Below are 26,646 nucleotides of genomic sequence, written 5' to 3'. Positions count from 1 at the left end.
GCCCGTGACTGTCTTCACGGCTTTATTTCTTGCTTTTGATCCCCGTCCGGCGCAGCATCCCTGCGTTTGATAAAGAATATTTTCCGCGCCCCGGGCGTTTCCGGCTTCGGGTGCGGGCAAGTCACAGAGGGAGGATCGCATGTTTCTGCGTCCCGTAACCCGGCCTTGTCGCCGTATTCTGCGCGTCGTTTTGCTGGCGCTCTTGCCGCTTGTGGCGATGGTTCTGCCTGCCTCTGCACAGCTTTGCCCTGATCCCGGCGGCACCGGCACGCGCGAGGTGTCTTTTTCAGGCCAGCAATTGTGGACGCCCCAGCGGTTCAACATCATCGCCGGAGGGCAGGGGAACCTGTCGGCTTGTTCGGGTATCCCCGGCCATGGCAGCATCCGCCGCCGGCCGCATTTCACGCTGGAATTCACGCATAACGTGCCGAATTACGATCTGGAATTCCGGGTCGAGGCGCAATGCGACACCGTGCTCCTGGTGCGCGGGCCCAACGGGCAATGGTATTTCAACGACGATTCCAACGGCACCGATCCGCGCCTGCGTCTGAGCGGCGCGGCGACCGGGAATTACAATGTCTGGGTCGGCACCTTCGGCAATTCCAATTGTCAGGGCACGATGATCTTCGAGACCTTCGGCGGTCAGGTCGCGCCCCAGCCTCCGCAACCGCCCCAGCCTCCGCAGATCGCTTCCTGCCCCAATCCCAACGCGAACGGACAGGTGATCCGCTATAACGGGCAGCAATTGTGGACCCCGCGCAGCCATCCGGTCAGCGCGGGCGGCAATGCCAGCCTGTCGGATTGCCCGGGCGTTCCGGGGGTGGGGCATGTGCGCCAGCAACCCAATTTTACGCTGGATTTCACCCGCAACCTGCCGGGCTACGACCTTGAATTCCGCGTCGACGGGCAATGCGATACCGTGCTGCTGCTGCGCGGTCCCGACGGGCGCTGGCATTTCAACGATGATTCCAACGGCACCGACCCGCGTCTGCGGCTGAGCGGCGCCGCAGTGGGCGAATACGATGTCTGGATCGGCACCTATGGCAGTAGCAGCTGTCAGGCCACGCTGATTGCCGAAACCTTCGGCGGGCAGGTCTCGCCGCCGCAGCCGCAACCCCCGCAGCCGCAACCCCCGCAGCCGCCTCAGGTCGCGGTCTGCCCCAACCCCAATGCCAACGGCGTGATGCTGACCTATGCGACCGCGCAGCTTTTGCAGGGGCGCAGCCACCCCACCACCGCAGGCGGAGGCGTGCAGCTGACCAATTGCGCGGCGGTTCCGGGGCATGGACGGGTGTCGCGTGATCCCGATTACACGCTGAACCTGACATTCAACGCCCCGGGCGCCGCTTTGCGGCTGCAGGCGGACGGGCAATGCGACACCGTGCTTCTGGTGCGCGGCCCGGACGGGCAGTGGCGGTTCAACGACGATACCAACGGGCTGGACCCCGAGGTGACGATCGCCGGGGCGCCGACCGGCGAGTATGACATCTGGGTCGGGACCTTCGGCAGCAATACCTGCGCGGCGCAGTTGGTGACGCAGACCCTGTTGCCCGCGTCCCCCCCGTCGCCGCAGCCTCCGCAACCGCCCCAGCCCCCGCAACCGCCGCAACCCGCGCTGTGTCCGGATCCGGCGCAGAACGGCCAGCCGCTGATTTTCGCGGCAACCCAGTTGCGCGCCGGGCAGACTGCCGGAGTAACGGCGGGCGGCGGCATCGATCTGGGCGCCTGTACCCGCGTCCCGGGGCATGGCTATGTCGTGCAGCGGCCCGATTTCACGCTGAACCTGACCGGCAACGCGCCGGGCGACGAGCTGGAGATCAGCGTCGACGGCACCTGCGACCCGGTGCTGCTCGTCAGCGGGCCGGATGGGCGCTGGTCCTATAACGACGACGGCGACGGGCTGAACTCGGTCCTGACTTTCGCGGGCGCCGCGCCGGGGCTTTATGACATCTGGGTGGGCACCTATAGCAGCGGCACCTGTCCGGCGACGTTGCAGGTTCAGACCTTCGCGCAGGGCGGCTCGGCGCCGGTTCCGCCGCAACCGACACCGCCGCCGCCGCCCGCCCCGTTCAAAGCGGGCACCTGTCCCGCGCCGGGGCAACCGGCGGCTACGCTGTCCTATGACGGTCAGGCGCTCTGGGCTGCGCAGAGCCATGCGGTCGTGGCGGGCGGAAATCTCGGGCTTGAGGCCTGCACCGAGGTTTCGGGCTACGGGTATCTGGTGCAGGCGCCCGATTACGCCTTGTCGCTGACCGCCAATCCCGAGGATTACGCGCTGGAAATCCGGCTTGATGGGACTTGCGACCCGGTGCTTCTGGTGCAGGGGCCGGATGGCCACTGGGTCTTCAACGATGACGATGCCGGTCTGAATTCGCGCATTCGTATCGAGAACGCGGCTGTCGGCGCCTATTCGGTCTGGGCCGGGACCTATGGGACCGAGACCTGCGACGCGACGCTGCGCTTCGAGACCTTCCAGTCCGTCAATCCCCGGCCACAGCCGCAGGGCACGCGCTTTGCCGCGCCGATGATCAATGGTCAGCGGATCGACTGGTGCGCGACCTTCGGCGCCGATTGCGGCCAGCCGGGTGCCGATCAGTTCTGTCAGGCGCAGGGCTATGCCACGGCCTCGGTCTGGGGCTACGAGCTGACCGACCGGACCTTCGTTCTGGGCGATCAGCGCAGCTGTACCGCTCCGGGCGGTTGCGGGGCCCTGCGCGACGTGGTCTGCACGGGCGTGACGGGCATTCCCGACGGGGCCGAGATCATCGCCGATCCCGGCAACATGACCGCTTACCGGGGGCAGAACGGCACCACCTTCTATGTCGAGGTGACGGGTGCCGGTTCGGGCTCGGTCTGGGGCACGGATATCTATACCGACGATTCGCGCGTGGCGCGGGCAGCGGTTCATGCCGGTCTGGTCGAGGAAGGCGAGACGCGGGTGGTCGCGGTGACCATTGTCGAGGGTCAGCAATCCTATCCCGCCAGCGCGCGCAATGGCGTCCAGAGCTCGTCCTACGGGCGCTGGAGCGGCAGCTATCGTTTCGAACCGATCACCCCGCCTTCGGCACCGGGTCAGGGAGGGAAATGACCCCGTCGAATTGACGGGGGTCCGGGTGTTCCGTGCTGTGGTCGCGGGGCCGGACCTTCGTCGGTCTGCCCGGCGACGCACCGAGTCCGGTCTCGCCATCTACCCCGGCGGCCGGTTCCCCGGCTGGCCGCGATTCATCAGGAGGACACGATGATCCGAGTTTCTGCACCGACCCGACCCCATGCCGTGGCCGCGCTGGCCTTCCTCGGCAGCATGGCCGCCACCAGCGCCTTTGCCTGCCCGGACTGGAGCCTGCAGGGCACGCCCATCTCTTACGGGTCCGAACAATTATGGGCGCCGCAAGCGGTCGATGTCGTGGCCGGCGGGAACGTCAATCTCGCGAATTGCTCCATGGAGGGCTATGGCTGGGTGATCACGCAGCCCGATTTCGACTTCAACTTCTCCGAAAACGATGCCGGGCGCGAGCTGGAGCTTCGGGTCGAGGGAAGCTGCGATACCGTGCTTCTGGTCAACGACGCCTCGGGGACGTGGCATTTCAACGATGACGACCGCGAGCTCAATCCCGGCATCCGTATCCCCAACGCACCCGCCGGGGCCTATGACATCTGGGTCGGCACCTATGACCAGCAGACCTGTCAGGCGCGGCTGATCCTTGAGACCTTCGGCACGCCGCCGGGGGGCGCGTCGCAAGGAGGCAGCGCGGGCGGCGACATGCAGGCGATGGCCGATCCCGGCAACCTGACCAGCTACCGCGACCGCGTGGGCCAGAGCTTTACCTTCACCGTGACCGGCTCGAACCGGGGTTCGGTCTGGGGCTCGGATATCTATACCGACGATTCCTCGCTGGCGGCGGCGGCGGTTCACGCCGGGGCCATCGGCATGGGCGAGACCGGGCCGGTGACGGTGACGATTTTGCCGGGCCAGCAGAGCTATCAGGGCACGCCCGCGAATGGCATCAGCTCGTCGAATTACGGCTCGTGGAGCGGCAGCTACCAGTTCGTCATGCCCGAAGCCGCCGTCGAACCGGCGCCGGGCAACCTGACCGGATATCGCGACCGCGTGGGTCAGACCTTCCGCTTCAGCGTGACGGGGTCGGATCGCGGCTCGGTCTGGGGATCGGGGCTCTATACCGACGATTCCGCGGTTGCCGTGGCGGCGGTCCATGCGGGCGCCGTGGCCGTGGGCGAGACCGGTGTGGTCGAGGTGCGTATCGTGCCCGGACAGCAGAGCTATCAGGGATCGACCGCACATGGCGTGACCTCGTCGAATTACGGCTCGTGGCAGGGCAGCTACGAATTCGTGGGTCACGAGGCCGCACCCGCCGCGCAGGCTCCGGCTGCGCCCTCAGCGGGCAAGTAAAAGCGCACGAAAACGACAGGGAAAGGCCCGGCATGTGCCGGGCCTTTCGCGTCAGAGCGGGCGGTCCTGCCGGGCCATCGCCTGTGCGAAGGGCGCAAGCCCGTCGGCGTAGCGGGTCCAGTCGTCGCTGGCGCCAAGCGGTCCCAGCGCGTCAAGCATCGCCGGGTCGAAGGTCAGTCCCAGCGCCTCGGCCAGCGCGCGGGCCTGCGGTTCGGGGTCGGCGCAGAGATCCTCGTAGCGACAGGTGACGAAAGCGTCGGGGAATTGCGCCTGCCAATGCTCGATCAGCGCGTCGAGCTGGGCGTGATAGCTGGCGAGATCTTCCAGATCCTGCGCCCAGGGATAGGGCGCCGTGGACAGATCCTGCGCGTAGAGATCGAGCGCGGTGGCGCGGGGGTCGCGCATGACATGCACGATGCGCGCCTTGGGAAACAGCGTCAGGATCAGCCCGACCCAATCGGCATTGGCGGGCGTAGCGTCGAACAGGCGCCGGGACGCGTCAGCCCCTGACAGAACCGCCCCGGCCTGCGCGCGGATCCAGCCCGGCTCCATCAACCGCGGCGCGGCCAGCACGGCGCGGCCAAGCGCGGGGATCGTCGCGGGCGTGTCGGTGGCGTGGATCTGCGGATGAGCGGCGATCAGGCGCGCCACGGTCTCGGCGGCGGTGCCGGGCATGCCGATCAGGAACAGAGGCTGGGCGCTGTCGTCGCCCTGCACGGCCAGCGCCGCGACCTGCGCCGGGGCAAAGAGCGACCGGATGCGGCCGATCTCCTTGCGGCGCTGGGCGTGGGAATAGGCCGGGACCTGCTGACGGCGCGCGGCATTCGCGGCGTCGAGCAGCGGGAAGACCTGCGTATCGGCACCGCTATCGGCCAGCGCCTTGGCCAGGACGAAATGCAGCCGCGTGCGGGCGTCGTCGGTTGCCTCGTCGAGCGCCGCGCGCAGCCGGTCTAGTTGGGGATCGTCCGGGGTGAAGGTGGTGACGGCGGCGATGCCCTCCCACGCGGCGACCTCGGCTTCGTCGAGCGCCAGCGCGGCTTCGAACGCGGCGCGCGCGGCGTCGGGCTGGCCCTGTGCCGCAAGGATCTCGCCCCGGACAAGCTGTGCCTCGGCCACATCCGCGAGCGGGGCGAGGGTTTCGAGCGCCTCGTTCATCTGCCCCAGCTCGCGCTGGATCGACGCCAGCATGACGCGCGCGCCGGGATGGGCGGGTTCGGCGGTCATCGCATGCCGCGCGATCTCCTGCGCAGCGGGCCAGTCGGCCTTGAGCACCAGCGCGCTGGCGAGGTTGCGCAGCAGCGAAGGGTCGCCGGGCCTGTCCCTGAGCGCGGCGCGGATCGGCTCTTCGGCCTCGGCCACGCGACCGGTTCCGATCAGAGCCGCGACAAGGTTATGCGTCACCTCGGTGTAATCGGGCGCCATGGCGTGCGCGCGCTGGAAGGCGCGGGTGGCGTCGTCGGGCCGCCCGGTCTGCATCATCGCCACGCCCATCACGTTATAGAGCAGCGGCACATCGGCATTGCGCCGCAACATCCCGCGCGCGGCGACGATCGCATCGTCGAAACGCTCGTCCTGCATCAGGCTTTGAAGTTCGTTCAGTTCGCTCTCGGTCAGGGCCATGACGCTCTCGTCTCGGGGATCGGGTTGCCTCACAGGTGCCCGCTGCGGGGCGCGGGGTCAAGCGGGGGCAGGTTCGGGCGGGTGCACGTTCGGGCGGAGGCTGGCTCAATGGAAGTCCCGGCTGGGAAACAGCAGCCGCGCCTGATCGCGCGGATGCACCCGCCCGCCGCCGCCCGTCTTCGAGCGCAGCGGATGCTTGCCCGGCAATTCGCGCAAGGGCACCGGGCGGCGGGTTTCGTCGCCGCGCCCCTCGGTCGGGTCGATCGCCTCGGTGCCCAGCTCGCCCAGATAATTCAGCGCCATCGAGTAATCCTCGACCGTCTCGGCGATCAGGTGGATGATGCCTTCCTGCCGCTGCAGTCGCCCGGTGATCTTCAACAGCCGCCCGCCGATGACGATGCGGCGGAAGCGCTCATAGACCTTGGGCCAGACGACGACGTTGCACACGCCGGTCTCGTCCTCGAGCGTGATGAAGATCACCCCCGAGGCCGTGCCGGGTCGCTGCCGGGTTATCACCAGCCCGCAGACGCTGACCTTGGGCGGAGATTGCCCCAGATCGGCGGCGGCGGTGAGGCCGGGCAGATTGGGGCGCACGATCTCCATCGGATGCGCGCGCAGGCTCAGGCGCAGCGACAGGTAATCGTCGATCACCTGCTCGCCCAGCGTCATCTGCGGCAGGTCGGCCTCGGGTTCGGTGACGCCTTCGCCGGTATTGCCGAACAGCGGCAGGGGCTTGGGCGCGCGGATCGCCTTGACCGCCCAGAGCGCGTCGCGGCGGTTCAGTCGCATCGGCGCGAAAGCATCGGCCACGGCCAGCTTTTCCAGCGCGGGCGGCGCCACGCCCGCGCGCCGCCACAGGCTTTCCACATCCGGATAACCGTTGCCCCGGCAGGCGACGATCCATTGCGCATCCTCTTCGCGCAGGCCCTTGATCTGCCGGAAGCCCAGCCTGAGCGCCAGCTTGCCGTCGGGCCGCTTTTCCAGCGTGTTGTCCCAGTCCGAATGGTTGACGCTGATCGGCCGGACCTCGTGGCCGTGTTCCTGCAGATCGCGCACCAGCTGGGCGGGGGCGTAGAAGCCCATCGGCTGCGAATTCAGCAGCGCGCAGGTAAAGGCCGCCGGATGGTGCCGCTTCAGCCAGGCCGAGGCATAGACCAGAAGCGCGAAGCTGGCGGCGTGGCTTTCGGGGAACCCGTATTCGCCGAAGCCCTCGATCTGCGCGAAGCATTGCTCGGCGAAGGGCAGGTCATAGCCGCGCTCCAGCATTCCGCCGATGAACCGGTCCTTGAAGGCGCCGATCGTGCCCATCCGCTTGAAGGTCGCCAGCGAGCGGCGCAGGCGGTCGGCTTCTTCGGGGGTAAAACCGGCCGCGACCACGGCGATCTGCATCGCCTGTTCCTGAAACAACGGCACGCCCATCGTGCGCTCCAGCACCGCGCGCAATTCGGTCGAGGGCAGGACGACATCCTCCTTGCCCTGACGGCGGTTGATATAGGGATGCACCATCCCGCCCTGAATGGGGCCGGGGCGGATGATCGCCACCTCGATCACCAGATCGTAGAATTCGCGCGGCTTCATGCGCGGCAGAAAGGCCATCTGTGCGCGGCTTTCGACCTGAAACACGCCGATCGCATCGGCCTTGCACAGCATGTCATAGGTGTCGGGATCCTCGCGCGGCAGGTTCTCCAGACCCCAGTGCTGGCCCCGGTGCTGCGCGATCAGGTCGAAGGCCTTGCGGATGCAGGTCAGCATCCCGAGGCTGAGCACATCGACCTTCAAGATCCCCAGCGCGTCGATATCGTCCTTGTCCCATTCGATGACGGTGCGCCCGTCCATCGCCGCGTTCTCGATCGGGCAGAGCTCATCCAGCCGTCCCTTGGTGATGACGAAACCGCCGACATGCTGCGACAGGTGGCGCGGAAAGCCGATGATCTCGGCGATCAGATCCAGCGTCTGCGCCAGCCTGCGATCGTCGGGGTTGAGGCCCAGCTCCTGCACAGCCTCGCGCGAGGGGGCGTGCGACGACCAGCCCCACGACCCTGAGGCGATGGCGGCCAGCAGATCTTCGGACAGGCCCATGACCTTGCCTACCTCGCGGATCGCCGCGCGCGAGCGGAAATGGATCACTGTCGCGGTCAGCCCGGCGCGGTGGCGGCCATAGGTTTCGTAGATATGCTGGATCACTTCTTCGCGGCGCTCATGCTCGAAATCCACGTCGATATCGGGCGGCTCGCCGCGCGCTTCGGACATGAAACGCTCGAAGACCATGCTGATCGTGTCGGGCGCCACCTCGGTGATCCCCAGCGCGTAGCAGATCACCGAATTGGCAGCCGAGCCGCGCCCCTGACACAGGATGCCCTTCGAGCGCGCGAAAGAGACGATGTCGTTGACCGTCAGGAAATAGGCGGCAAAGCCCAGCTTGCCGATGATCCTCAGCTCTTTCTCGATCTTCTGCAGCGTGTCCTGCGGCACCCCGCGCGGGAAGCGGCGCCGGAGCCCTTCGGTGGTCAGCCGCTCCAGCCGTTTCTGCGGCGGTTCGCCATTGCTGATCTCGTCGGGATATTCGTAGCTCAGCTCATCGAGCGAGAAGGCACAGCGCCGGGCGATGTCCAGCGTGCGCCGGATCGCCGCCGGATGCGCGCGGAACATCCGCGCCATGTCGGCGGCGGGCTTGAGCCGCCGTTCGGCATTGGGCAAAGCGCGCCGTCCGATCCGGTCGATCGTGCAGCCCTCGCGCAGACAGGTCAGCACATCGGCCAGCCGCCGCCGCCGCGCGTGATGCATCAGCACGTCGCCCACGGCCACCATCGGCACCCCCGTCCGCTGTGCCAGCCGCGCGCGCTCGGCCAGCCGCGCCTGATCGCGCCCGTCATAGCGCGGCGCGGCGCCCAGAAAGACATGGCCGGGAAAGCGCCGCATCATGTCGCGCAGCTGGGCCTCGGGCGCGCCGTCCTCGGGGGGCAGCCCGATCAGGATCAGCCCCTCGCCCTCGGCCTGCAGGTCGGCCAGATGCAGATCGCAGCGCCCCTTCTCGGCCCGCCGCTTGCCCGTGGACAGCATCCGCGACAGCCGCGCATAAGCCGCGCGGTCGGTCGGCAGGGCCAGCCACTCGACCGGGGTATCGCTGAAGACGAGCCGCGCGCCGATGATCAGCTGCGGCAGGCGCGGCGGGGCGGGGATGCCCGCGCCCCGGTCGTCCTGCCGGCTGGACGGGTCGTGTACGACCTGCCCGCGAATCGTCACCGTGCCGCCCTCGGCCATTCCGCGCCGGATCTCGCGCAGCGCGGAATGAGCGCGGACCACGCCCGCAAGGCTGTTGCGGTCGGTGATCGCCACCGCCTCGAGCCCCAGTTCGGCCGCGCGCGCGACCATTTCCTCGGGATGCGAGGCGCCGGTCAGGAAGGTGAAATTCGTCGTCACGCAAAGCTCGGCATAGCGCGTGCCGGGCGTCAGATCGCCCCGCCTTTCGCCCTGTCTGTCTTCGTGCCTGTCTTCGTGCCTGTCTTCGTGCCTGCCGTCTGGCCTTTCCCCTCGTTCCAAATACTCCGGAGACCCGCCACCGGCAGCGCCACCGGACGGGGCCGCGGTCTCTTCTGCCCTTTCTTCCGTCCTGCCCTCGGGGCTCATTCGAATTCCCCCTGTACCGCCCAGCCCGGTTCCTGCGGTGTGAAGAAGATCCACAGCCGCGGGCCCTCGACCGTCTCCAGCCGCCAGTAATCCCGCACGCCACTGCGCCAGAGCGGATCGTCCAGCCACCATTCCGGCGTCAGCCGTTCGGGCCCGAAAGCCCGCAGCCGCGTCAGCGCCTGCCGTCGCCAGCGCAGGTGCCGGGGCGGGTCGGGCAAGGCCGGGGCCTCGAGCGGCTCGGGCGGGAACAGAACCAGCGGCCGCTCGGCATTGTACGGCCAGGCGCCGGGCGCTTCGGTGAACACGGCCGAGGCCCTGAGAAAGGCGCGCTCAGGAATATGGCTGTCGGCGGGCAGCGGGCGGATCAGCGATTCCAGCCCCACCCGGTTGCCCAGCCGCGTCATCAGATCGGCCAGTTCTTCCGAACGGCCGCTGCTACCGCCCACTTGTATCGCCCCGTCAGGCTTTCCGCCGCGATACCCGTCACCACCGAGCTGCGCGGGCGGCAACGCCTCGACCCCCGGCGCCGAGAGCCGCAGCGCGTCGAAGCCGAAGCCCGCCTCCAGCGCCTCGATCGCGCGCTCGAACAGCGCGGCCATCGCCGCCGGGTCACGCATCGGCCGGGCGAGCGCGATCTCGGCCTCGGCTCGGCCACCATCGGCCCGCGCCAGTTCCAGCCTGAGCCGTCGCGCCCCGGCCTCTTCGCGCGCCAGCCTGCGGCACAACCGCTCCAGCAGCCGCGTAAGCCCCGCCATCACGTCCGCAGTCGTGCCGATCGGCTCGGGCAGCGACAGGCGCACGGCATGGGGGGCGGTATCGGGGGGCGCGGCAACCGGCTCGCGCAGCGCGCCCTGCGCCTGATCGAGCCGCAGCATCACGTCGGGGCCGAAGCGACGGGTCAGCGGCGCGCGTGGCGTGCGGCTGAGATCGCCGATTCGCGCCAGCCCCAGCCGCGCCAGCCCGGCCACGGTGTCGGCATCGAGCCGCAGGGCGGCCATCGGCAGCGGGGCAATCGCCGCGCGCGCCTCGTCGGCCAGCGTGACAGGGCCGGGCGCGAACCGCGCCAGCGCCCAGGCCGCGCCGCGCGTCGGCGCCACCGCGAGTCGCGCCTCGATCCCCATTGCCGCCAGCCGCTGCGCCATATCGGCGCACAACGCCGCCTCGCCCCCCATCAGATGCGCCGATCCCGTCAGGTCCAGAACCAGCCCGTCCTCGCCATCGACCGCCACCCAGGGGGCATAGCGCAGCGCCCAGCGGCGCAACGCCTGCAGCGCGCGGCGGGGCAGGGCGGGATCGTGCGGACGGGTGGTCAGGCCGGGCAGCAACGTGCGCGCTTCCGACAGCGACTGCCCCTTGCGCAACCCCTGCGCCGAGGCCTCGGGGGTGAGACAGGCCAAGACCTCTCCCCGCCCCTGGCGCGCCACCAGCACCAGAAGCTCGCCAACCTCGCGCGCCCGCCGCCGCACGAGATCGCTGGCGAGGCGGGGGAGGAAAAGGGACAGGATACGCGCAGACATGGATCGCTTGTTCTTGATATGTTCTCATTTAGCGCGGGCGGGAGAACGAGTCGAGTCGATCCGGCGCCGGGCAGGCCGACAGCCCCGGGGGCCAGCCCCCGGACCCCCGGGATATTTAGAGATCAAAGATGGGCGTTAACGTTTCGCTAACCGGCATCTTTGATCCACAAATATCCTCGGGGGGTGAGGCCGCAGGCCGAGGGGGGCAGACAGCCCCCCTTGCTTCGGGCGCGCCGCGTCCAGGGCCGCCACGCGCGACATGATGCGCAGCGCGGGCCTTCGGCATTGCTCCCGGCGGGTCCCGGGCATAGACAGTGCCTGACAACAGGCCACAAAAAGACCGGAGGCCCGGCATGACCGGCAAGAAACCCGTCGTTCTGTGCATTCTCGATGGATGGGGCATCAATCCGAAATCCGAAGGCAATGCCGTAGCCCTTGGCAATACGCCGAATTTCGACCGCGTGATGGCGACCTGTCCCCATGCGACGCTGGTGACTTTCGGCAACGATGTGGGTCTGCCCGAGGGGCAGATGGGCAATTCCGAGGTCGGCCACACCAATATCGGCGCGGGCCGGGTCGTGGCGATGGATCTGGGGCAGATCGATCTGGCGGTCGAGGATGGCTCTTTCGCGCAGAACCGGGCGCTTCAGGATTTCATCCGGCGGCTGCAGGGCACGGGCGGGACCGCGCATCTGATGGCTTTGGTCTCGGATGGCGGTGTGCATGGGCATATCACCCATCTCAAGGCCGCCGTGGCGGCAATCGCCGGGGCCGGCGTGCCGGTGGTGATCCATGCGATCACCGACGGGCGCGACGTGGCGCCGAAATCGGCCGACGGGTTCATTGCCGATCTGGCTGCCAGCCTGCCCGACGGCGCGACGATCGGCACTGTGATCGGGCGTTACTACGCGATGGACCGCGATTCGCGTTGGGAGCGGGTCGAGAAGGCCTATGACGCGATGATCCGTGCGACGGGTCGCGAGGCCCCCGTTGCGCAGGCCGCCGTCGCGCAGGCCTACGCGGCGGGCGAGACGGACGAATTCATCACCCCCACCGTGATCGGCCGCTACAAGGGCGCGCGGGGCGGCGACGGTTTGTTCTGTCTGAATTTCCGCGCTGACCGGGCGCGCGAGATCCTGGCCGCCGTGGGCGCGCCCGCCTTCAACGGGTTCGAGGCGCGTCAGCGGCCCGATTGGGCGATGATGCTGGGCATGGTCGAATATTCCGACGCCCATAACGCCTTCATGAAGACCGCCTTTCCCAAGCGGGTGATCCGCAACACCTTGGGCGAATGGGTGGCCAAGCAGGGTTTGCGCCAGTTCCGGCTGGCCGAGACCGAGAAATATCCGCATGTGACCTTCTTCCTCAACGGTGGCAAGGAAGTGCCCGAAGAGGGCGAGGACCGCTTCATGCCGCAAAGCCCCAAGGTCGCGACCTATGATCTGCAGCCCGAAATGTCGGCCGCGCAGGTCACGGAGAAATTCGTCGAGGTGATCGAGGCCGGCTACGATCTGATCGTCACCAATTTCGCCAATCCTGACATGGTCGGCCATACCGGCGTGGTCGAGGCCGGGATCAAGGCGGTCGAAGCCGTGGATCAGGGGCTTGGTAAGGTTCTGGCCGCGCTCGAGGCTGCGGGCGGCGCCATGGTGCTGACCGCCGATCACGGCAATTGCGAGCAGATGATCGATTATGCCACCGGCGGGCCGCATACCGCGCATACGACGAATCTCGTTCCGGTTGCATTGATCGGCGGGCCCGAAGGGGCGACGCTGGCCGATGGCCGGCTGGCCGATGTGGCGCCTACGCTTCTGGAACTCATGGGCGTGCCGCAGCCCGACGAGATGACCGGCAAAAGCCTGATCCGGAAGGCCTGAGCGATGGCGCGCGCGGGGTCTCTGGCTCGGGTGCTCGGGGTTGTGCTGGGGCTCGGATGCGCCCTGAGCGCCGCGCCGGTTGCCGCCAATACCGCCGAGAACGCGCAGGCCGCCGCGATCGATCTGCTGACGGCGATCGACAGTCTGGGCGAGGCGCGTCAGGCGCCGGACCAGATCGACGCGCTGACGCGGGCGATCCGGGCGCATGAGGCGGGGTTGTCGGCCTTGCGCGAAGGGATGCGCGAGGCATCCCTGCGCGAGGCGGCGGTCGAGCGGGTGCTCGAACAGCAACAGGCGCAGGTCAGCCGCGTTCTGGGCGCGATGATGGCGGTCGAGCGGGTCGAGGGACCGGTGATGATGGTCCATCCGCAGGGCCCGCTGGCGACCGCGCGGGCGGGGATGATGATCGCCGATGTCGCGGCGGGCATGCAGGCCGAGGCCGACCGCATCGGCGCGCTGGCGCGCGAGCTGCGCGACCTGCGTGCGGTGCGTGAGAGCGCGGTCGACACGCTGGCCTCAGGGCTGGCCAGCCTGCAGGACGCGCGGGCGGAACTGAGTCAGGCGATGGCCGACCGGCGCGAATTGCCGCCCCGGGTGGGCGATGACGAGACGCGGATGCTGGCGCTGCTGGAATCGGTGCGTACGCTGCAGGGATTGGCGAGCGGTCTGGCCGAGCGCCCCTCGGGCGCGTCGTCCGAGCTGCCGCTTTTCGAAACCGCGCGCGGGCGGCTGGAACTGCCCGCCATCGCCACGGTCCTGCGTGGCGCGGGCGAGGCCGACGCCGCCGGGATCGAGCGGCCGGGGCTGGTTCTGGCGACCGAGCCGGGCGCGCTGGTCGTGGCGCCGTGGTACGGCACGGTACGCTATCGCGGGCCGCTTCTGGATTACGGCAACGTCGTGTTGCTGGAACCGGGCGAGGGCTGGCTGATCGTGATCGCCGGGCTCGACGTGGTCTATCCGCGGGTGGGCGAGGTCGTGGCTCAGGGCGACGCGCTGGGCCTGATGCCCGGGGGCGATCCGGCGGCTGACGAATTCGTGCGCGTTGACGAGGTGGCGAGCCGGGGCGAAACGCTGTATCTGGAATTGCGGCGGAACGGGCAGGCCATTGACCCTGCCGACTGGTTCGATTTGAGTGGACAGCAGCCGTGACACGGCTGGACACGCGCGCGGCAGGGCGCGCAGGACCGACAGACGGGATGGAAGCATGAACAAGTATCTGGTGGCAGCGGCGGCGGGCATTCTCGGCGGAGCCGTGTTGTCGACACAGGTCGCCGCGCCGCTTCTGGCGCAGGAACAGGACGCCAACCAGTCGGTCTATGAACAGCTCGACCTGTTCGGCGACGTGTTCGAGAGGATCCGCGCGCAATATGTCAACGAGGCCGATACCGGCCAGCTGATCGAAGCGGCGATCAACGGCATGCTGAATTCGCTCGACCCGCATTCGAGCTACCTGCCGCCCGACGATTACGAAGACATGCGCGTGCAGACGCGCGGCGCCTTTGGCGGGCTGGGGATCGAGATCACCCAGCAGGACGGCTATGTCCGCGTCATCACCCCGATCGACGACACGCCCGCCGCCGATGCCGGCGTGCAGCCCGGCGATGTGCTGACCCATGTCGACGGCGTCTCGCTTCTGGGCCTGACGCTGCCCGAGGCGGTGGATCTGATGCGCGGCCCGGTCGGCAGCGAGATCGTCGTGACGATCATGCGCGAGGGCGCCAGCGAGCCGTTCGATCTGTCGATCATCCGCGACACGATCCGCATTCAGGCCGTCCGTTCGCGCGTCGAGGGAGATATCGTCGTGCTGCGCGTGACGACTTTCAACGAACAGACCTATGACAATCTCGAAACCGAGCTTGAGCAGGGCATCGAGGAACTGGGCGGCATCGACCAGCTTCAGGGCATCGTTCTGGATCTGCGCAACAATCCCGGCGGTCTGCTGATGCAGGCGATCCGCGTGTCGGATGCCTTCCTTGAGCAGGGCGAGATCGTCTCGACCCGCGGCCGCGACGAAGCCGAAGGCGAGCGCTACAACGCCACGACCGGCGATCTGATCGACGGGCGGCCGATGGTGGTGCTGATCAATGGCGGCTCGGCCTCGGCCAGCGAGATCGTCGCGGGTGCGCTGCAAGATCACCGCCGCGCGGTCGTGGTGGGCGAGCGCAGCTTCGGCAAGGGCTCGGTCCAGTCGCTGATCCCGCTGCGCGGCGACGGGGCCATGCGCCTGACGACGGCGCTGTATTACACCCCCTCGGGCCGGTCGATTCAGGCTCTGGGCGTGGCGCCCGACATCGTTGTGCATCAGCCGCCGCGCCACGATGCCGCCATCGCGCCCGAGGAAGACGGCGTCACGCCGCGTCCGCTTCGCTCGGAATCCACGCTGCGGGGCGCGCTGTCCAACACCAACATCACCGATGACGAACGTCGGCAGATGGAAGAGGAAGAGCGCGCCGCCGAAGAGGTCGCTCAGCTGCGCGACGAGGATTACCAGCTGGCCTATGCGCTGGACATCCTGCGCGGTCTCTCGGCGATGAACGGCAACTGATGACGCCCGACGAGCTTCAGGCGCTGCCCTACCGGCCCAATGTCGGCGTGATGATGATCGACGGGCGCGGCATGATCTTTGCCGCCCGTCGGCTCGACAGCCCTGTTCCGGCTTGGCAAATGCCGCAGGGCGGGATCGACGCGGGCGAAGACCCCCGCGCCGCCGCCCTGCGCGAGCTTGAAGAAGAGACCGGCGTGGCCCCCGCGCTGGTTCAGGTTCTGGATGAAACGCCCGACTGGCTGTCCTACGACCTTCCGCCCGAGCTTCTGGGCAAGATGTGGAAGGGGCGCTATCGCGGCCAGACGCAGAAATGGTACCTGCTGCGCTATCTCGGTCGTGACGAGCAGATCGACCTTGAGCAGGAGCATCCCGAATTCAGCGAATGGCGCTGGGTGACGGCGGATGAGATGATCGAAGCGATCGTCCCCTTCAAGCGCGAGATCTACCGGCAGGTGGTCGCGGCCTTCCGCTCGCATCTGGCCTGACGCGCGCGGCGCGGCAGGGAGGGGCGTAATTCCGCCGCCGCCCCTCTGGACCTTGCCTGTTCAATCCGCATAACTGCACGTTGTTTAACCAATTCGGGAAAAGCGGCGTGAAAATCGGCATTTCTTTTCTGGTCATCGCCTATGTGCTGAGCCAGTTCTACCGCGCCTTTCTGGCCGTTCTCTCGCCGCTTCTGGAGCGCGATCTCGGCGCGCTGCCCGAGGATCTGGCGCTGTCCTCGGGCCTTTGGTTCCTGACCTTCGCGCTGATGCAGATCCCGGTAGGCGCCGCCCTCGACGGGATCGGCCCGCGCCGCGTCGCGGCGTGGCTGCTGGGCGTCGCGGGCGCCGGTGGCGCGCTGGTCTTCGGGCTGGCGCAGGCGCCGTGGCATATCCATGTGGCGATGATCCTGATCGGCATCGGCTGTTCGCCCGTGCTGATGGCCAGCTATTACATCTTCGGCCGCATCTATCCCGCCCGCGTCTTCGCCACCCTTGCCGGGGCGATCATCGGTTTCGGCACGCTGGGCAATCTGGCCGGGGCCTGGCCGCTGGCCTGGGCGGCCGAGACCTTCGGCTGGCGGGCCGCCGTGCTGACGCTCGCCGCCGCGACGCTGATCGTGGCGCTGGCCGTGGGGCGGCTGGTGCAGGATCCGCCGCCGCTTGAACAGGGCGCCGCCGGGCGCGGCTCGGTCTTCGATCTTCTCAAGATCCGCGCGCTTTGGCTGATCCTGCCGCTGATGGCGGTGAACTACCTGCCCGCCGCCGCCATTCGCGGGCTCTGGGCGGGGCCGTTCTTTGCCGATGTCTATGGCGCCAGTGCGATCGATATCGGCTGGATCACGCTGGCCATGGCGTTGGCGATGGTGGCAGGCTCTTTCGCCTATGGCCCGCTGGACCGTGTGTTCGGCACGCGCAAATGGGTGGTGCTGGTGGGCAACCTGATGGCCGCGGCCTGTATCCTGACGCTCTGGGCGGTGCCGGCCATCGGCTTGCTGCCGGCCACGGCGCTGGTGGCGGGGGTGGGGCTGTTCGGCTCGTCCTTCCCGCTGATGGTTGCGCATGGCCGCAGCTTTTTCCCGCCGCATCTGCTGGGCCGGGGTGTCACGCTGATGAACCTGTTCGGCATCGGCGGGGTGGGGGTGCTGCAGACGCTGTCGGGCCGCCTGTACCGCGCGACCGAGCCGGTCGCGCCCGAGGCGCCTTATCAGGCGATCTTCCTGCTGTTCGGTCTGCTGCTGCTGGCGGGCTGCGCGGTCTACCTGTTCTCGCAAGACCGCACGGACTGAGAATTTCGCGGCAGAAACGGCAGTTATACCGGGGCGTGCCCCCCATTGGGCTTTAATCCCGGACCGAAACCGCGTATTCGCGCTGCTGTCCATGACGCTGCCGTCCTGCCGGGCGGGGGCGGTCATGCCTGTCCGTACGTCCAAGGAGGATCTGATGGGTTACAAGGTTGTTGTTGTCGGTGCCACGGGGAACGTGGGCCGCGAAATGCTGAACATCCTCGCCGAGCGCGAGTTCCCGGTCGATGAAATCGCCGTGCTGGCTTCGCGCCGCTCGCTGGGGACCGAATGCAGCTTTGGCGACAAAACGCTGAAATGCCAGGATCTCGAGCATTTCGATTTCACCGGCTGGGATATCGCGCTGTTCGCCATCGGCTCGGACGCGACCAAGGTCTACGCGCCCAAGGCCGCCGCCGCCGGCTGCGTGGTGATCGACAATTCGTCGCTCTACCGCTACGACCCCGATGTGCCGCTGGTGGTACCGGAAGTGAACGCCGCCGCTGTCGACGGCTATACCAAGAAGAACATCATCGCGAATCCCAACTGCTCGACCGCGCAGATGGTTGTCGCGCTGAAGCCGCTGCATGACCGCGCGAAGATCAAGCGCGTCGTGGTCTCGACCTATCAATCCGTGTCGGGCACCGGCAAAGAGGCGATGGACGAGCTGTGGAACCAGACCAAGGGCGTCTTCGTCCCCGGTCAGGAAGTCGCGCCGTCGGTCTATCCCAAGCAGATCGCCTTCAACGTGATCCCGCATATCGATGTCTTCCTCGATAGCGGCGACACGAAAGAAGAATGGAAGATGGTCACCGAGACCAAGAAAATCGTCGATCCCAAAATCAAGGTCACCGCGACCTGCGTCCGGGTGCCGGTCTTCGTCGGCCATGCGGAATCGATCAACGTGGAATTCGAAGATTTCCTCGACTGGGAAGAAGCGACCGAGATCCTGCGCGAGGCGCCCGGCATTCTGGTCGTCGACAAGCGCGAGGCCGGTGGCTACATCACGCCCGTCGATTGCGTGGGCGAATACGCCACCTATATCAGCCGCATCCGTCAGGACGCGACGATCGACAACGGCATCAACTTCTGGTGCGTGTCCGACAACCTGCGCAAGGGCGCCGCGCTGAACGCGGTGCAGATCGCCGAGGTTCTGGGTCAGCGCTGCCTGAAGAAGGGCTGAGCCGCCCCGGCTGCTGGCCTTTCACTCAATGCAAAAGGCGCGCCCGGGGGGCGCGCCTTTTTTCATGACCATCCTGCTGATCTCAGGCATTTTTCCACAGCTTTGCGATACGCTCTTCGCCGAAGCGCTCGCGGCAATAGGCATAGACCGGCTCGTAAAAGGCCCGGACGTCCGCAATGGCCTCGGCGTCGGGCTCGGCGTCACGCGGCGACGCATTGGCGCGATGGTCGAGATTCGGAGCGGTGTAACTGATGCCGAGGAACTCCGTCAGCGCCTGAACGCCTTCCTTGCTGATGAAATCTTCGTACAGATCGAAATGCAGCTCTTCAGAACGGAAAACCTGTTCGAGATTCGAGATCGTCCGGTCGTAGCGAGTGTGCCGTTCGCACCACGGCTGCTTGGCGTCTTTGGCGAACCGTTTGTGCGCTGTCGTATTGGCGCCCTTGCCTGCATTCCGGTCGCCCATGCGCAGCATCGAAAAACACCGTTCGACCGGATCGCGCATCAGGTAGACAACGCGCACGTCGAAACCGCCCTCGATCAGCATCGTACGGATTGTCGTCAGGTGTTCGGGCGTAAGCGCGCAATATTCGGGTGTGATATCCGCAACCAGATGCGTACCCGGGTTCTTGTCCATAAGGGAGCGGAAATGCGGGACGTAGCGGTCCAGATCCAGCTCGAGCGCGATATTGTCCATTAGGCTGAGGATCGCGTCGGTCTGGGTGGGTTCTTTGCCATCGACCAATTGATTCCGGCGGCCAGTCAGCAGTTTGGCGAGTTGTTCAAGGCGGGCCCGGCGGCGAACCGGGAAGGCGTCCCCCAGAAACGCCGCTTGAAACACGGCGTATTCCTTGATGGTGCCCATGGCGCACTGGGGATGCCGCTTGAGATAGGACCACATCCAGGTCGTTCCGGATTTCTGAGCGCCGACGCCGAGCAGGAAGACGGGTTTCCGAATAGATTGTTCCATTATGACGATCTCGTATCAGTGGGCTGGAAAAGGCGGGCCTGAAATCTGGCAAGACCCTAATGACGCGTTCGCGTTTGCGATGCAATGGCACCGCTAGCCGTCCAGCATACGCCTGTTTCCGTTGCCATGAGCACGCTGATTTCCAAGCGGGTATCGAAAGCACAATCGATGCACCCGCGCCGCCCCTATTCCGCAGTCTTCTTCAGGTGCATCAGCTTTCGCGACATGACGTTCGACACAAGGTCGGGGTCGTATTCCTCGCCCAGAAAGTCAAACAGCGGCTCCAGCTTGCTGTGGTCGCTCGTATAGTCGTTGTAGTGGATGTGATGGCAGCGGTCTGGATTGTTGCGCATGTAGCGGTGAAACAGCGCTTCGGTCGCAGACAGCCGCCTCTTGACCTCGTTGGCGTCTTGCTGCGCCCACCAGCCGGAACGCACGACCTCATCCAGATCCCGGGTGTTGAAAATAAACTTCGCCGGGCTCATGAAACGATGCAGGAAATTCAGCGTATTGCTGAGATCCACGAAGCTGTTGCCCCAGCGGATTTCCTTGAACCCCGTGACACGGGTGCCGGCGGGCGGCATAAGGATCTGACTACGGAAAGCGTGAGCCAGCGCCTTTCCGTATCGACGGTGATTGCAGTTCTCGGCCCCGTACCAAGGGTTGTTGGGCTGTGTCGTCTCGCCAGTGCGGGCGTGGCTGCGGATGACGTCATTGTCCCGGACATTGACCCAAGCCTGTGCCAGCGGTCCCACCGCGTTCGCGTTCTCACCCCGGATGCAATACCCGTCGATCGCGTTGAGGAGATTTTGCACCAGCGTCGAGCCGGAGCGCCCATAGGTCACCACGAACACGAAGCCTTTGATATCGGTGCTTTTGGCAGCGTTTTGCGGCATCCGCAGGTCCTCTAACCGTCTCCGTGCCTTGAATATCGTTGCGAATTGTGGAGAACAAGCGGAAACCAGACGCGCGATCCGGCTGCCGGCGCGGCCGGAAACGGGGCGATCCAGACGCGACGGAGCGGGAAAAACGGCATGTCACAGACCGAGGCCCCGCTGATCTCTGTCATCGTCGCGGTGTATAACGTGGTCGATCACGTCCGCGACGCCGTGGCCAGTATCAAGGCCCAGACTCTCACCGATTTCGAGGCGCTAATCGTCGATGACGGCTCGACCGACGGGTCGGGCGCGCTGGCGTCCGAAATTTGCGCGGGCGATCCGCGGTTCCGGGTGATCCGTCAGGCCAATCGCGGTCTGTCGGGCGCGCGCAATGCCGGGCTCGATCAGGCGCGGGGACGATTCATCGCCTTTCTCGACGGCGACGATGCCTTTGCACCCGACTTCCTGTCCACCTTGCACGACACGCTGACACGGCAGAACACCGACTGGGCGGCCTGTGCGATCGAGCTTGCCTATCCCGATGGCACGCGGATCAGCCATCCTGCGCTGCATGCTTCGGAACCGCTCGACGCGCCGCAAATCCTGGCACTGGCGGATGCGCGCGAGGCGGTGCGGGTCTTTCCGTCGGCATGGAACAAGCTCTACCGGCGGGCCTTGTTCGACAATCTGCGCTATCCCGAGGGAAGCTGGTTCGAAGATCACGAGGTGTTCTGGGCCATCGCCGCCCGCGCGCCCGCGCTCGCCTATACCCCCGTGCCGCTTTACCTGCATCGCCGCGAACGCGCGGGCCAGATCACCGGCAGCGACGACGACCGGGTCTTTGATCAGCTACGCGTGCTCGATCGGCTGTATCCCCGGCTCATGACGATGGCGCATGGCAAGGAAGGGTACGACCGTCTGGCAACGCGGCTTGTCTATGAGCGGGCCAGCGTTCTGGCCGACCGTGACCGTCGCGCCCGGTTTCTGACCGCGACCTTTGCGCTGTTTGACCGGCTGGGCACGCATTGGTCGCCCGACTGGGACCCCGAAATCAGCCGCCATCTGGGCATGGTGCTGGCCGGCAAGACGCCGCTGACAGTCGTGGTGCTGGATCCCCACCCTGCCGCCGTGCTGGCGAGGCTCGACCGGGGGGTGCAGGACAGTTTCGAGCTTCTGGTCGCTGCCCCCGACGCGCCCGCAACGCTGCCCTCGGGGCAAAAGGTGACACGGATCGAAGCCGAGGGGCTAACGCCCCGGCGGCTGGCGGAACTGGTGCAAGGGGAATGGGTGATCGTTCTGGCCCCGGGCGAGGCGCCCGAAGCCGACGGGCTGAAATGGTTGTTCAATCTGGCGGTGGAAACCGGCTGCGATCTTGGGATCGGCGCCCTGACCCGCGACGGGCTGGGCTATCACGACGGCTGGACCAATAACGAGGCGCTGGGGTTCGATCTTGCGGCGCTGCCCGCGCGCGGTGGCGCAATCGGTATGGGCGAGGGGGCTCTTACCCGGCAATATCCCGCGCTGGGCAACCGGATCCTGCGGCGCGACCTGCTGGCCGGGATGCCCGAGCGTGACGTGCTTCGGGGCGATCCGTTGTCGGTTCAGATGCTGGTCTTCGAACTGGCGCAAGCGGCACGGAGCGTGGCCTATACCCGCTATTCAGTGGCGCGCATTCCCGATGTCATGGCGGGGGGTGGTGGGCTGCTTCGGCTGCGGCGCGCGGTGGCCCGGGCAACATCGCCGGGGCTGGGGCCGCGACGGCGCGGGCAGGTCTTTCTGCGGCTGCTGCGCCTGACCGGGCTGCGCGGGACCCTGCGCTGGGCTCTGGCGGCGGTGCTGGTTCTGCTCTCGGGCTGGGCGCCGGGGCATCCTCGGGTGCATCCGCATAGTCAGCCGGACCCGGAAACACCCCGTCTGGCACGCCGGATGCTGACTCGGGGACGCCGCTGAGGCAGAGTTGCATCGCGCAGAGACACTTGTCATAAGGTCCGGATTTATGCTGCGCTGCAGTGTCGATTGAAGCACAGAGGTTACATGGAGTCCTTTCGTACCGCCCAAGGGGCACGTTTCTGGACCCTGGCCGACTTTTCCGCCGGCTATGTCCTGAACCTTGATTTTTATAACGAAGCCGAAACCGAAATTCCTTTTCACCTGTCGGTCCGGCGCGACGAAAAATTGGTCGTCGTGAACCGCAAGGCGCCCGAAGGCTGGCGGCGAGAGATCCGCTATCCGATGGCGTTCGAGAACCGCCCGACGCCGGTGCAGATCGTCTTCCGCAATGGCACCGCCGACGTGCATGTAGACGAACGCCATATCGGCACGTTTGACGCGATGCCCCGGCTGGATCTGTCGGGCCGGATGTTCATGCGGCGGGGCTTTCCCCGGCTGGATGAAATCGCCAGCGTCGATGTCAGGGGGTGGTCGGTCTATGACCGCATGGTCCTCGATATGTCGAAAGATCGCTGGCAGAACGAGACCGGGCTGCATCTGAACGACACGTTAGAGGTGGTCTTGCGGCAGCTGCGTTCGGATCATGAGCGCGACGGCGTGCTGCATGTGGCCGGGATGGAAGAGACCTTCCGTGCCTCGCTGCGCAAGATACCGGCCCCGGGTAAGGCCGAGAGCACGGAATACGGTCTGGTCGCGGTGCCGCCGGGTCGGATCTGGACCGACGCGGGCGATGCACTCGACCTGACGCTGACGACGCGGGACGGTGCGGTGCTGGGCCGGATGACGTTGACGCGCGCCGCGCTGGCCGCTCGGGTGTCCGAGCTGGCCAAGTCGCGCGCACTTGCTCAGAACGACCGCGCGGCGCTGCAGGCGCTGGAGCATGTGAAATTCGCAGGCATCGCCGATGAGCTGACGCCCGAGGTCTGGTCCGTTCTGTCCAAGGCGGCCGAGCGTTTCAAGCTGTCTGCCTATCTGCCCCAGCGGGCGCTTCTGGCGCCCTCGATCGACGCTGCGGACAGCGCTGTCGTCCGAGCCGACCCCGAGCAACCGGCGATCGAGGCGGCCGAGCGTTTCACCCTTGCCATGCGCGCCGATCCGTCGCGCGACCCGATTGCCGTTCTCGATGCCGAGATGAAGGCGTTGAGCGCGCAGGCGGCAACGCTGCCGAAGTCCAGCCTGCCGGTTGTCGAACGGGGCGCCGACGGTGATGACGTGCGCGTCGATCCGGTGGACATGCTCAAGCTGATGTTCCTCTACCGGCTGATGATCTGGTTCGCGCAGAACGACCGGATGGAAGAACTGCTGCGCTACCGGCGCGATACCGGGCTGCCCTACAAGCCGCTCGACTGGAAGATCAGCTCGGCCCGCTCGCTGATGATCGGGCTCTACTATGGCGAGGGCCGGTTTCAGGCCGCGATGGAGGCCATGCACCAGATCGCCGCGCCCGGCGGCGACTGGCTGAACACGCCGGTGATCGCCTGGGTGATGGAGCAGGCGGCGCACACGGCCCCGGCGCTGGACGGCACGCTGCCGCTCGACTGGGTGGCGCGCGAGATCCTTGGCGGCGCGCTGAACCTGATCGAATGGCATGCGGACGATTACTGGGGGCCGATGAACTGCCTGCGCCTGATGCGCGCGACGGTGACGATCCTGTCGCGCGACACGGCGCTGGCGCCCGAAGTGCGCGAACGCGCGGTCTGGGTGGTGGGCAAGGTCTATGCCCTGAACCCAAGCTTCTGGGCCATGGTGCGCGAGGCACAGGCGCAGACCGGCTGGGTGTTGCCCGAGAGCCTGCGGGCGATGCGCGACGCGTTCGAGCAGATCGAGGGGGCGATCCTGAACGGACCGGTTCTTTCCGACGCCGATACCGAGCGGGTTGATGATGCGCTCAACCTTCACCGGCAGATCGGCACGGTCGACATGATCCGCTTCCGGCGCGAGCTGTTCGGGCCGCTGGGCGTGGCCGAGACCGCGCTGGGTGGTGCGCTGGCGCCCCTGATCGCGGGGATGGACCCGGCAGAGGGCGCGTTGCGGCTTCTGGCCTTCCCGCGCGCCGAGATCGCCCTGTCCGAGGAACAGCGCAAAGGGGCCTGTCGCGGGCTCGAGCGCTACAACGAACAGCTCGTGGCCCTGCCCTTCGCGGATCTGAACCGAAACCTGCGCGCTCGGGCTGAGGCGCTTCTTGCCGGCACCGCCGGGGCGCAGGCCCTGCCGGAATGGCTTGAAGCGCTGCCGGTCGTTTCCGGGACGCAGGGCCAGTTCGTCGGCATCATGCTGGCGCTGGGTACCGCGCGTGGTCTGCTGGATCAGGGCCGCGCAGACGAGGCCGAACAGGTTCTGGCGCAGGCGCAGCGCCTTGTGGTGACGCAATTCGCCGACGAGGTCGCAGCCGGATTGCTGATGCGGTCCTCGGTGGTGCTGATGTCTTTCGAGGCGCTGCGCAGGGCGCATGGCGACAATGCCGATGTCCGCAAGCTTGCCACGCTGTTCGACCGGCCCCTGCCCGCGCCGCCGCCCGCCGCGACCGACGACCGTGCCGCCGATCTGATCGCCGCCGCCAGCCCGCTGCAGGATACGCTGCTATGCGTCTATACCTGCCAGCCCAATCTCGACACGCGCGTCAAGGTGATGCGCGAGACATGGCTGGCCCGGCTCAAGGCGATGGGCGTGCCGTTCCTTGTCTTCGCAGGCAACGGGGACGGGCGGCGCGACGGGGATGTGGTCTATCTGGATGCGCCCGACGATTACGAAGGTCTGCCGCAAAAGAGCATCGCGCTGACGAAATGGGTGCTCGAACACACCAATTTCGCGCATCTGGTGAAGGTGGACGACGATTGCTTCATCGACCCCGAAGCCTGGTTCGGGGATCTCGCGCATCGGCCCGCCGATTACCACGGACGGCGGCTGCATCGCTCGCGCGGGCAGGTCGACCGGGCATGGCATCAGGGCAAGTCCCGCTCGCAGCGCGGCAGGTTCGAGCTGGACAAGTCGCCCGAGCCGTCCACCTATGCCGATGGCGGCACGGGGTATTCGCTGTCGCGCGTGGCGATGGCCGCGCTCGTTGAGGCCGCGCAGACAGCCGAGGGGCGCGAGCTTGAGCAGTTGTCCTTCATGGAAGACAAGCTGGTCGGCGACCTGCTCAGTATGCGCGACATCTGGCTTGATAATACCGGCTACCATGTCAGCGTACTGCGCCGCACGGCACCCGGCGGCCCGATCGTGCCGCAATGGGTGAACGGTTTTCTGCCGTTCAAGGGCGCGCAGGTGAAGCTGGCGCATCTCGACGGTGTCGACCGGATGGCGGAAGTGCTCGATGGCCTTGAGCAAACCCGCCCGCTGGATCGCAAGATCTGGCCGAGCTACCAGTGGGTGAAGCTGGGGTTCAACTCGAACGCGCTGGACCTTGTATCGTCTCAGGCGAAGCTTGATGCGGTCAACGAGGCCGAGGTCGCGGCGGTGATCTGCCTGCGCAACGAGATGTTCATCCTGCCCGCCTTCCTCGATCATTACCGGAAGCTGGGCGTCAAGGGATTCCTGATCGCCGATAACGGCTCGGATGACGGCAGTTTCGAATATCTCGCCGAGCAGCCTGACGTCGCGCTGTTCTCGGTCGATACCGAATACGGCAAGTCGGGCTACGGTGTCGCTTGGCAGCAGGCGCTGATGTCGAATTTCCGCGTCGGGCGCTGGTCACTGGCCGTCGATGCCGACGAGTTCCTGTTCTGGAATCTCGACCGGTCGGGGGATGTGCTGTCGCTGGTGCGGTCGCCCGAATTCGACGGCGCCGATGCCGCGCGGATCTTCATGCTCGACATGTATCCCGAGGGCTCGCTTTCGACGGTCGATTTCAAGGGGGCCGATCCCTTCGCGCAGGCGGGCTTCGTCGAGCGCGAGCCGTTCCTCACCGCGTCGATGGCGCTGGGGCCTTATTCCAACTCGCCGACATGGACCAGCGCGCTGCGTCACCGGCTTATTCCGGGATCGCGCAGCGATCTGTTCGTTGCGCAGAAATACGCGCTGTTGCGCTATCGGCCATGGATGCGGCTGTCGGCGGGGCTGCATTACGTCTCGGATACGCGGCTGGCCAAGCGCGAGCTGTTCTTCGCGCATTTCAAGTACAACGCGCATTTCCGCGCCAAGGCGCAGGCCGAGGTCGCGCGGAGCCAGCATTTCAACAATGCCGAGGAATACCGCAAGTATCTGGCTCTGGTGGGTGAGGGGCGCGACGTGATCCACGCTCCGGAAATCTCGGTGCCGTGGGATCAGGCCGATTTCGTGCGGCGGGTCTGCGGCGGCTGATCGCCGC

The 26,646-nt window shown here is 66.9% G+C and carries 15 protein-coding genes; 10 read left to right on the top strand and 5 right to left on the bottom strand.

The genetic code is table 11. The features are described 5' to 3' along the window. Nucleotides 1–139 precede the first annotated feature (139 nt). Together JI664_RS13685 and JI664_RS13680 are read left to right on the top strand one after the other, a co-directional pair. Nucleotides 140–3,088: an LCCL domain-containing protein gene (locus JI664_RS13685; protein ID WP_207014313.1), complete on the top strand. Its 2,949-nt coding sequence runs from the start codon at nucleotides 140–142 to the stop codon at nucleotides 3,086–3,088. 150 nt (nucleotides 3,089–3,238) lie between these two features. Beyond that, entirely contained in the window at nucleotides 3,239–4,408 is a 1,170-nt protein-coding gene (locus JI664_RS13680) for an LCCL domain-containing protein (RefSeq protein WP_207014312.1), read from the top strand. 51 nt (nucleotides 4,409–4,459) lie between these two features. Here JI664_RS13680 and JI664_RS13675 read toward each other — a convergent pair whose 3' ends face one another. The 3 genes from JI664_RS13675 to JI664_RS13665 all read right to left on the bottom strand — a co-directional run bounded on the left by JI664_RS13675 (nucleotide 4,460) and on the right by JI664_RS13665 (nucleotide 11,172). Beyond that, on the bottom strand, nucleotides 4,460–6,028 hold the full coding sequence (locus tag JI664_RS13675) for a tetratricopeptide repeat-containing sulfotransferase family protein (protein ID WP_207014311.1): 1,569 nt from the start codon (nucleotides 6,026–6,028) through the stop codon (nucleotides 4,460–4,462). 105 nt (nucleotides 6,029–6,133) lie between these two features. Continuing rightward, a complete protein-coding gene (locus JI664_RS13670; RefSeq protein WP_286174096.1) occupies nucleotides 6,134–9,481 on the bottom strand; it encodes an error-prone DNA polymerase in 3,348 nt (1,115 codons plus the stop codon). Nucleotides 9,482–9,651: 170 nt separating this feature from the next. Then, nucleotides 9,652–11,172 (bottom strand): Y-family DNA polymerase, encoded by a 1,521-nt coding sequence (locus JI664_RS13665; protein WP_207014309.1) that lies wholly within the window; start codon nucleotides 11,170–11,172, stop codon nucleotides 9,652–9,654. 353 nt (nucleotides 11,173–11,525) lie between these two features. Here JI664_RS13665 and gpmI point away from each other — a divergent pair, with 353 nt between their 5' ends. The 6 genes from gpmI (at nucleotide 11,526) to JI664_RS13635 (ending at nucleotide 18,542) form a co-directional block, all read left to right on the top strand. Beyond that, nucleotides 11,526–13,049, top strand: a complete 1,524-nt coding sequence (gene gpmI, locus JI664_RS13660) for a 2,3-bisphosphoglycerate-independent phosphoglycerate mutase (protein WP_207014308.1) — start codon at nucleotides 11,526–11,528, stop codon at nucleotides 13,047–13,049. Between the two features lie 3 nt (nucleotides 13,050–13,052). Next, nucleotides 13,053–14,198 (top strand): murein hydrolase activator EnvC family protein, encoded by a 1,146-nt coding sequence (locus JI664_RS13655; RefSeq protein WP_207014307.1) that lies wholly within the window; start codon nucleotides 13,053–13,055, stop codon nucleotides 14,196–14,198. A 55-nt stretch (nucleotides 14,199–14,253) separates the two neighbouring features. Beyond that, nucleotides 14,254–15,594, top strand: a complete 1,341-nt coding sequence (locus JI664_RS13650; RefSeq protein ID WP_207014306.1) for a S41 family peptidase — start codon at nucleotides 14,254–14,256, stop codon at nucleotides 15,592–15,594. Then, on the top strand, nucleotides 15,594–16,079 hold the full coding sequence (locus JI664_RS13645) for an RNA pyrophosphohydrolase (RefSeq protein ID WP_207014305.1): 486 nt from the start codon (nucleotides 15,594–15,596) through the stop codon (nucleotides 16,077–16,079). Before JI664_RS13650 ends, JI664_RS13645 begins: the two co-directional genes overlap by 1 nt. 107 nt (nucleotides 16,080–16,186) lie before the next feature. Next, the gene (locus JI664_RS13640; RefSeq protein WP_207014304.1) at nucleotides 16,187–17,365 is read left to right on the top strand and encodes an MFS transporter; all 1,179 of its coding nucleotides are present in this window, start codon (nucleotides 16,187–16,189) and stop codon (nucleotides 17,363–17,365) included. A gap of 154 nt (nucleotides 17,366–17,519) precedes the next feature. Continuing rightward, nucleotides 17,520–18,542: an aspartate-semialdehyde dehydrogenase gene (locus tag JI664_RS13635; protein ID WP_207014303.1), complete on the top strand. Its 1,023-nt coding sequence runs from the start codon at nucleotides 17,520–17,522 to the stop codon at nucleotides 18,540–18,542. A gap of 82 nt (nucleotides 18,543–18,624) precedes the next feature. Here JI664_RS13635 and JI664_RS13630 read toward each other — a convergent pair whose 3' ends face one another. Continuing rightward, entirely contained in the window at nucleotides 18,625–19,512 is an 888-nt protein-coding gene (locus tag JI664_RS13630) for a sulfotransferase (RefSeq protein WP_207014302.1), read from the bottom strand. 185 nt (nucleotides 19,513–19,697) lie between these two features. Next, entirely contained in the window at nucleotides 19,698–20,408 is a 711-nt protein-coding gene (locus JI664_RS13625; RefSeq protein ID WP_207014301.1) for a sulfotransferase, read from the bottom strand. Between the two features lie 138 nt (nucleotides 20,409–20,546). Here JI664_RS13625 and JI664_RS13620 point away from each other — a divergent pair, with 138 nt between their 5' ends. Both JI664_RS13620 and JI664_RS13615 read left to right on the top strand, forming a co-directional pair. Next, a complete protein-coding gene (locus JI664_RS13620) occupies nucleotides 20,547–22,340 on the top strand; it encodes a glycosyltransferase (RefSeq protein WP_207014300.1) in 1,794 nt (597 codons plus the stop codon). An 84-nt stretch (nucleotides 22,341–22,424) separates the two neighbouring features. Next, complete coding sequence (locus tag JI664_RS13615) at nucleotides 22,425–26,639, top strand: glycosyltransferase family 2 protein (RefSeq protein ID WP_207014299.1); 4,215 nt, start codon at nucleotides 22,425–22,427, stop codon at nucleotides 26,637–26,639. The last annotated feature ends 7 nt before the right edge of the window (nucleotides 26,640–26,646 follow it).

The sequence above is a fragment of the Rhodobacter sp. NTK016B genome, assembly GCF_017303295.1.
In the GTDB taxonomy this organism is placed as follows: domain Bacteria; phylum Pseudomonadota; class Alphaproteobacteria; order Rhodobacterales; family Rhodobacteraceae; genus Pararhodobacter.
This window is presented reverse-complemented; position numbering and strand designations above follow the sequence as displayed.

What these genes read in the sequence shown, in the direction of transcription:
- JI664_RS13680 (WP_207014312.1), top strand. Translation starts at nt 3,239, where the DNA reads ATGATCCGAGTTTCTGCACCGACCCGACCCCATGCCGTGGCCGCGCTG.
- JI664_RS13685 (WP_207014313.1), top strand. Translation starts at nt 140, where the DNA reads ATGTTTCTGCGTCCCGTAACCCGGCCTTGTCGCCGTATTCTGCGCGTC.
- JI664_RS13655 (WP_207014307.1), top strand. Translation starts at nt 13,053, where the DNA reads ATGGCGCGCGCGGGGTCTCTGGCTCGGGTGCTCGGGGTTGTGCTGGGG.
- JI664_RS13630 (WP_207014302.1), bottom strand. Translation starts at nt 19,512, where the DNA reads ATGGAACAATCTATTCGGAAACCCGTCTTCCTGCTCGGCGTCGGCGCT.
- JI664_RS13625 (WP_207014301.1), bottom strand. Translation starts at nt 20,408, where the DNA reads ATGCCGCAAAACGCTGCCAAAAGCACCGATATCAAAGGCTTCGTGTTC.
- JI664_RS13635 (WP_207014303.1), top strand. Translation starts at nt 17,520, where the DNA reads ATGGGTTACAAGGTTGTTGTTGTCGGTGCCACGGGGAACGTGGGCCGC.
- JI664_RS13645 (WP_207014305.1), top strand. Translation starts at nt 15,594, where the DNA reads ATGACGCCCGACGAGCTTCAGGCGCTGCCCTACCGGCCCAATGTCGGC.
- JI664_RS13650 (WP_207014306.1), top strand. Translation starts at nt 14,254, where the DNA reads ATGAACAAGTATCTGGTGGCAGCGGCGGCGGGCATTCTCGGCGGAGCC.
- JI664_RS13675 (WP_207014311.1), bottom strand. Translation starts at nt 6,028, where the DNA reads ATGGCCCTGACCGAGAGCGAACTGAACGAACTTCAAAGCCTGATGCAG.
- JI664_RS13665 (WP_207014309.1), bottom strand. Translation starts at nt 11,172, where the DNA reads ATGTCTGCGCGTATCCTGTCCCTTTTCCTCCCCCGCCTCGCCAGCGAT.
- JI664_RS13620 (WP_207014300.1), top strand. Translation starts at nt 20,547, where the DNA reads ATGTCACAGACCGAGGCCCCGCTGATCTCTGTCATCGTCGCGGTGTAT.
- JI664_RS13615 (WP_207014299.1), top strand. Translation starts at nt 22,425, where the DNA reads ATGGAGTCCTTTCGTACCGCCCAAGGGGCACGTTTCTGGACCCTGGCC.
- gpmI (WP_207014308.1), top strand. Translation starts at nt 11,526, where the DNA reads ATGACCGGCAAGAAACCCGTCGTTCTGTGCATTCTCGATGGATGGGGC.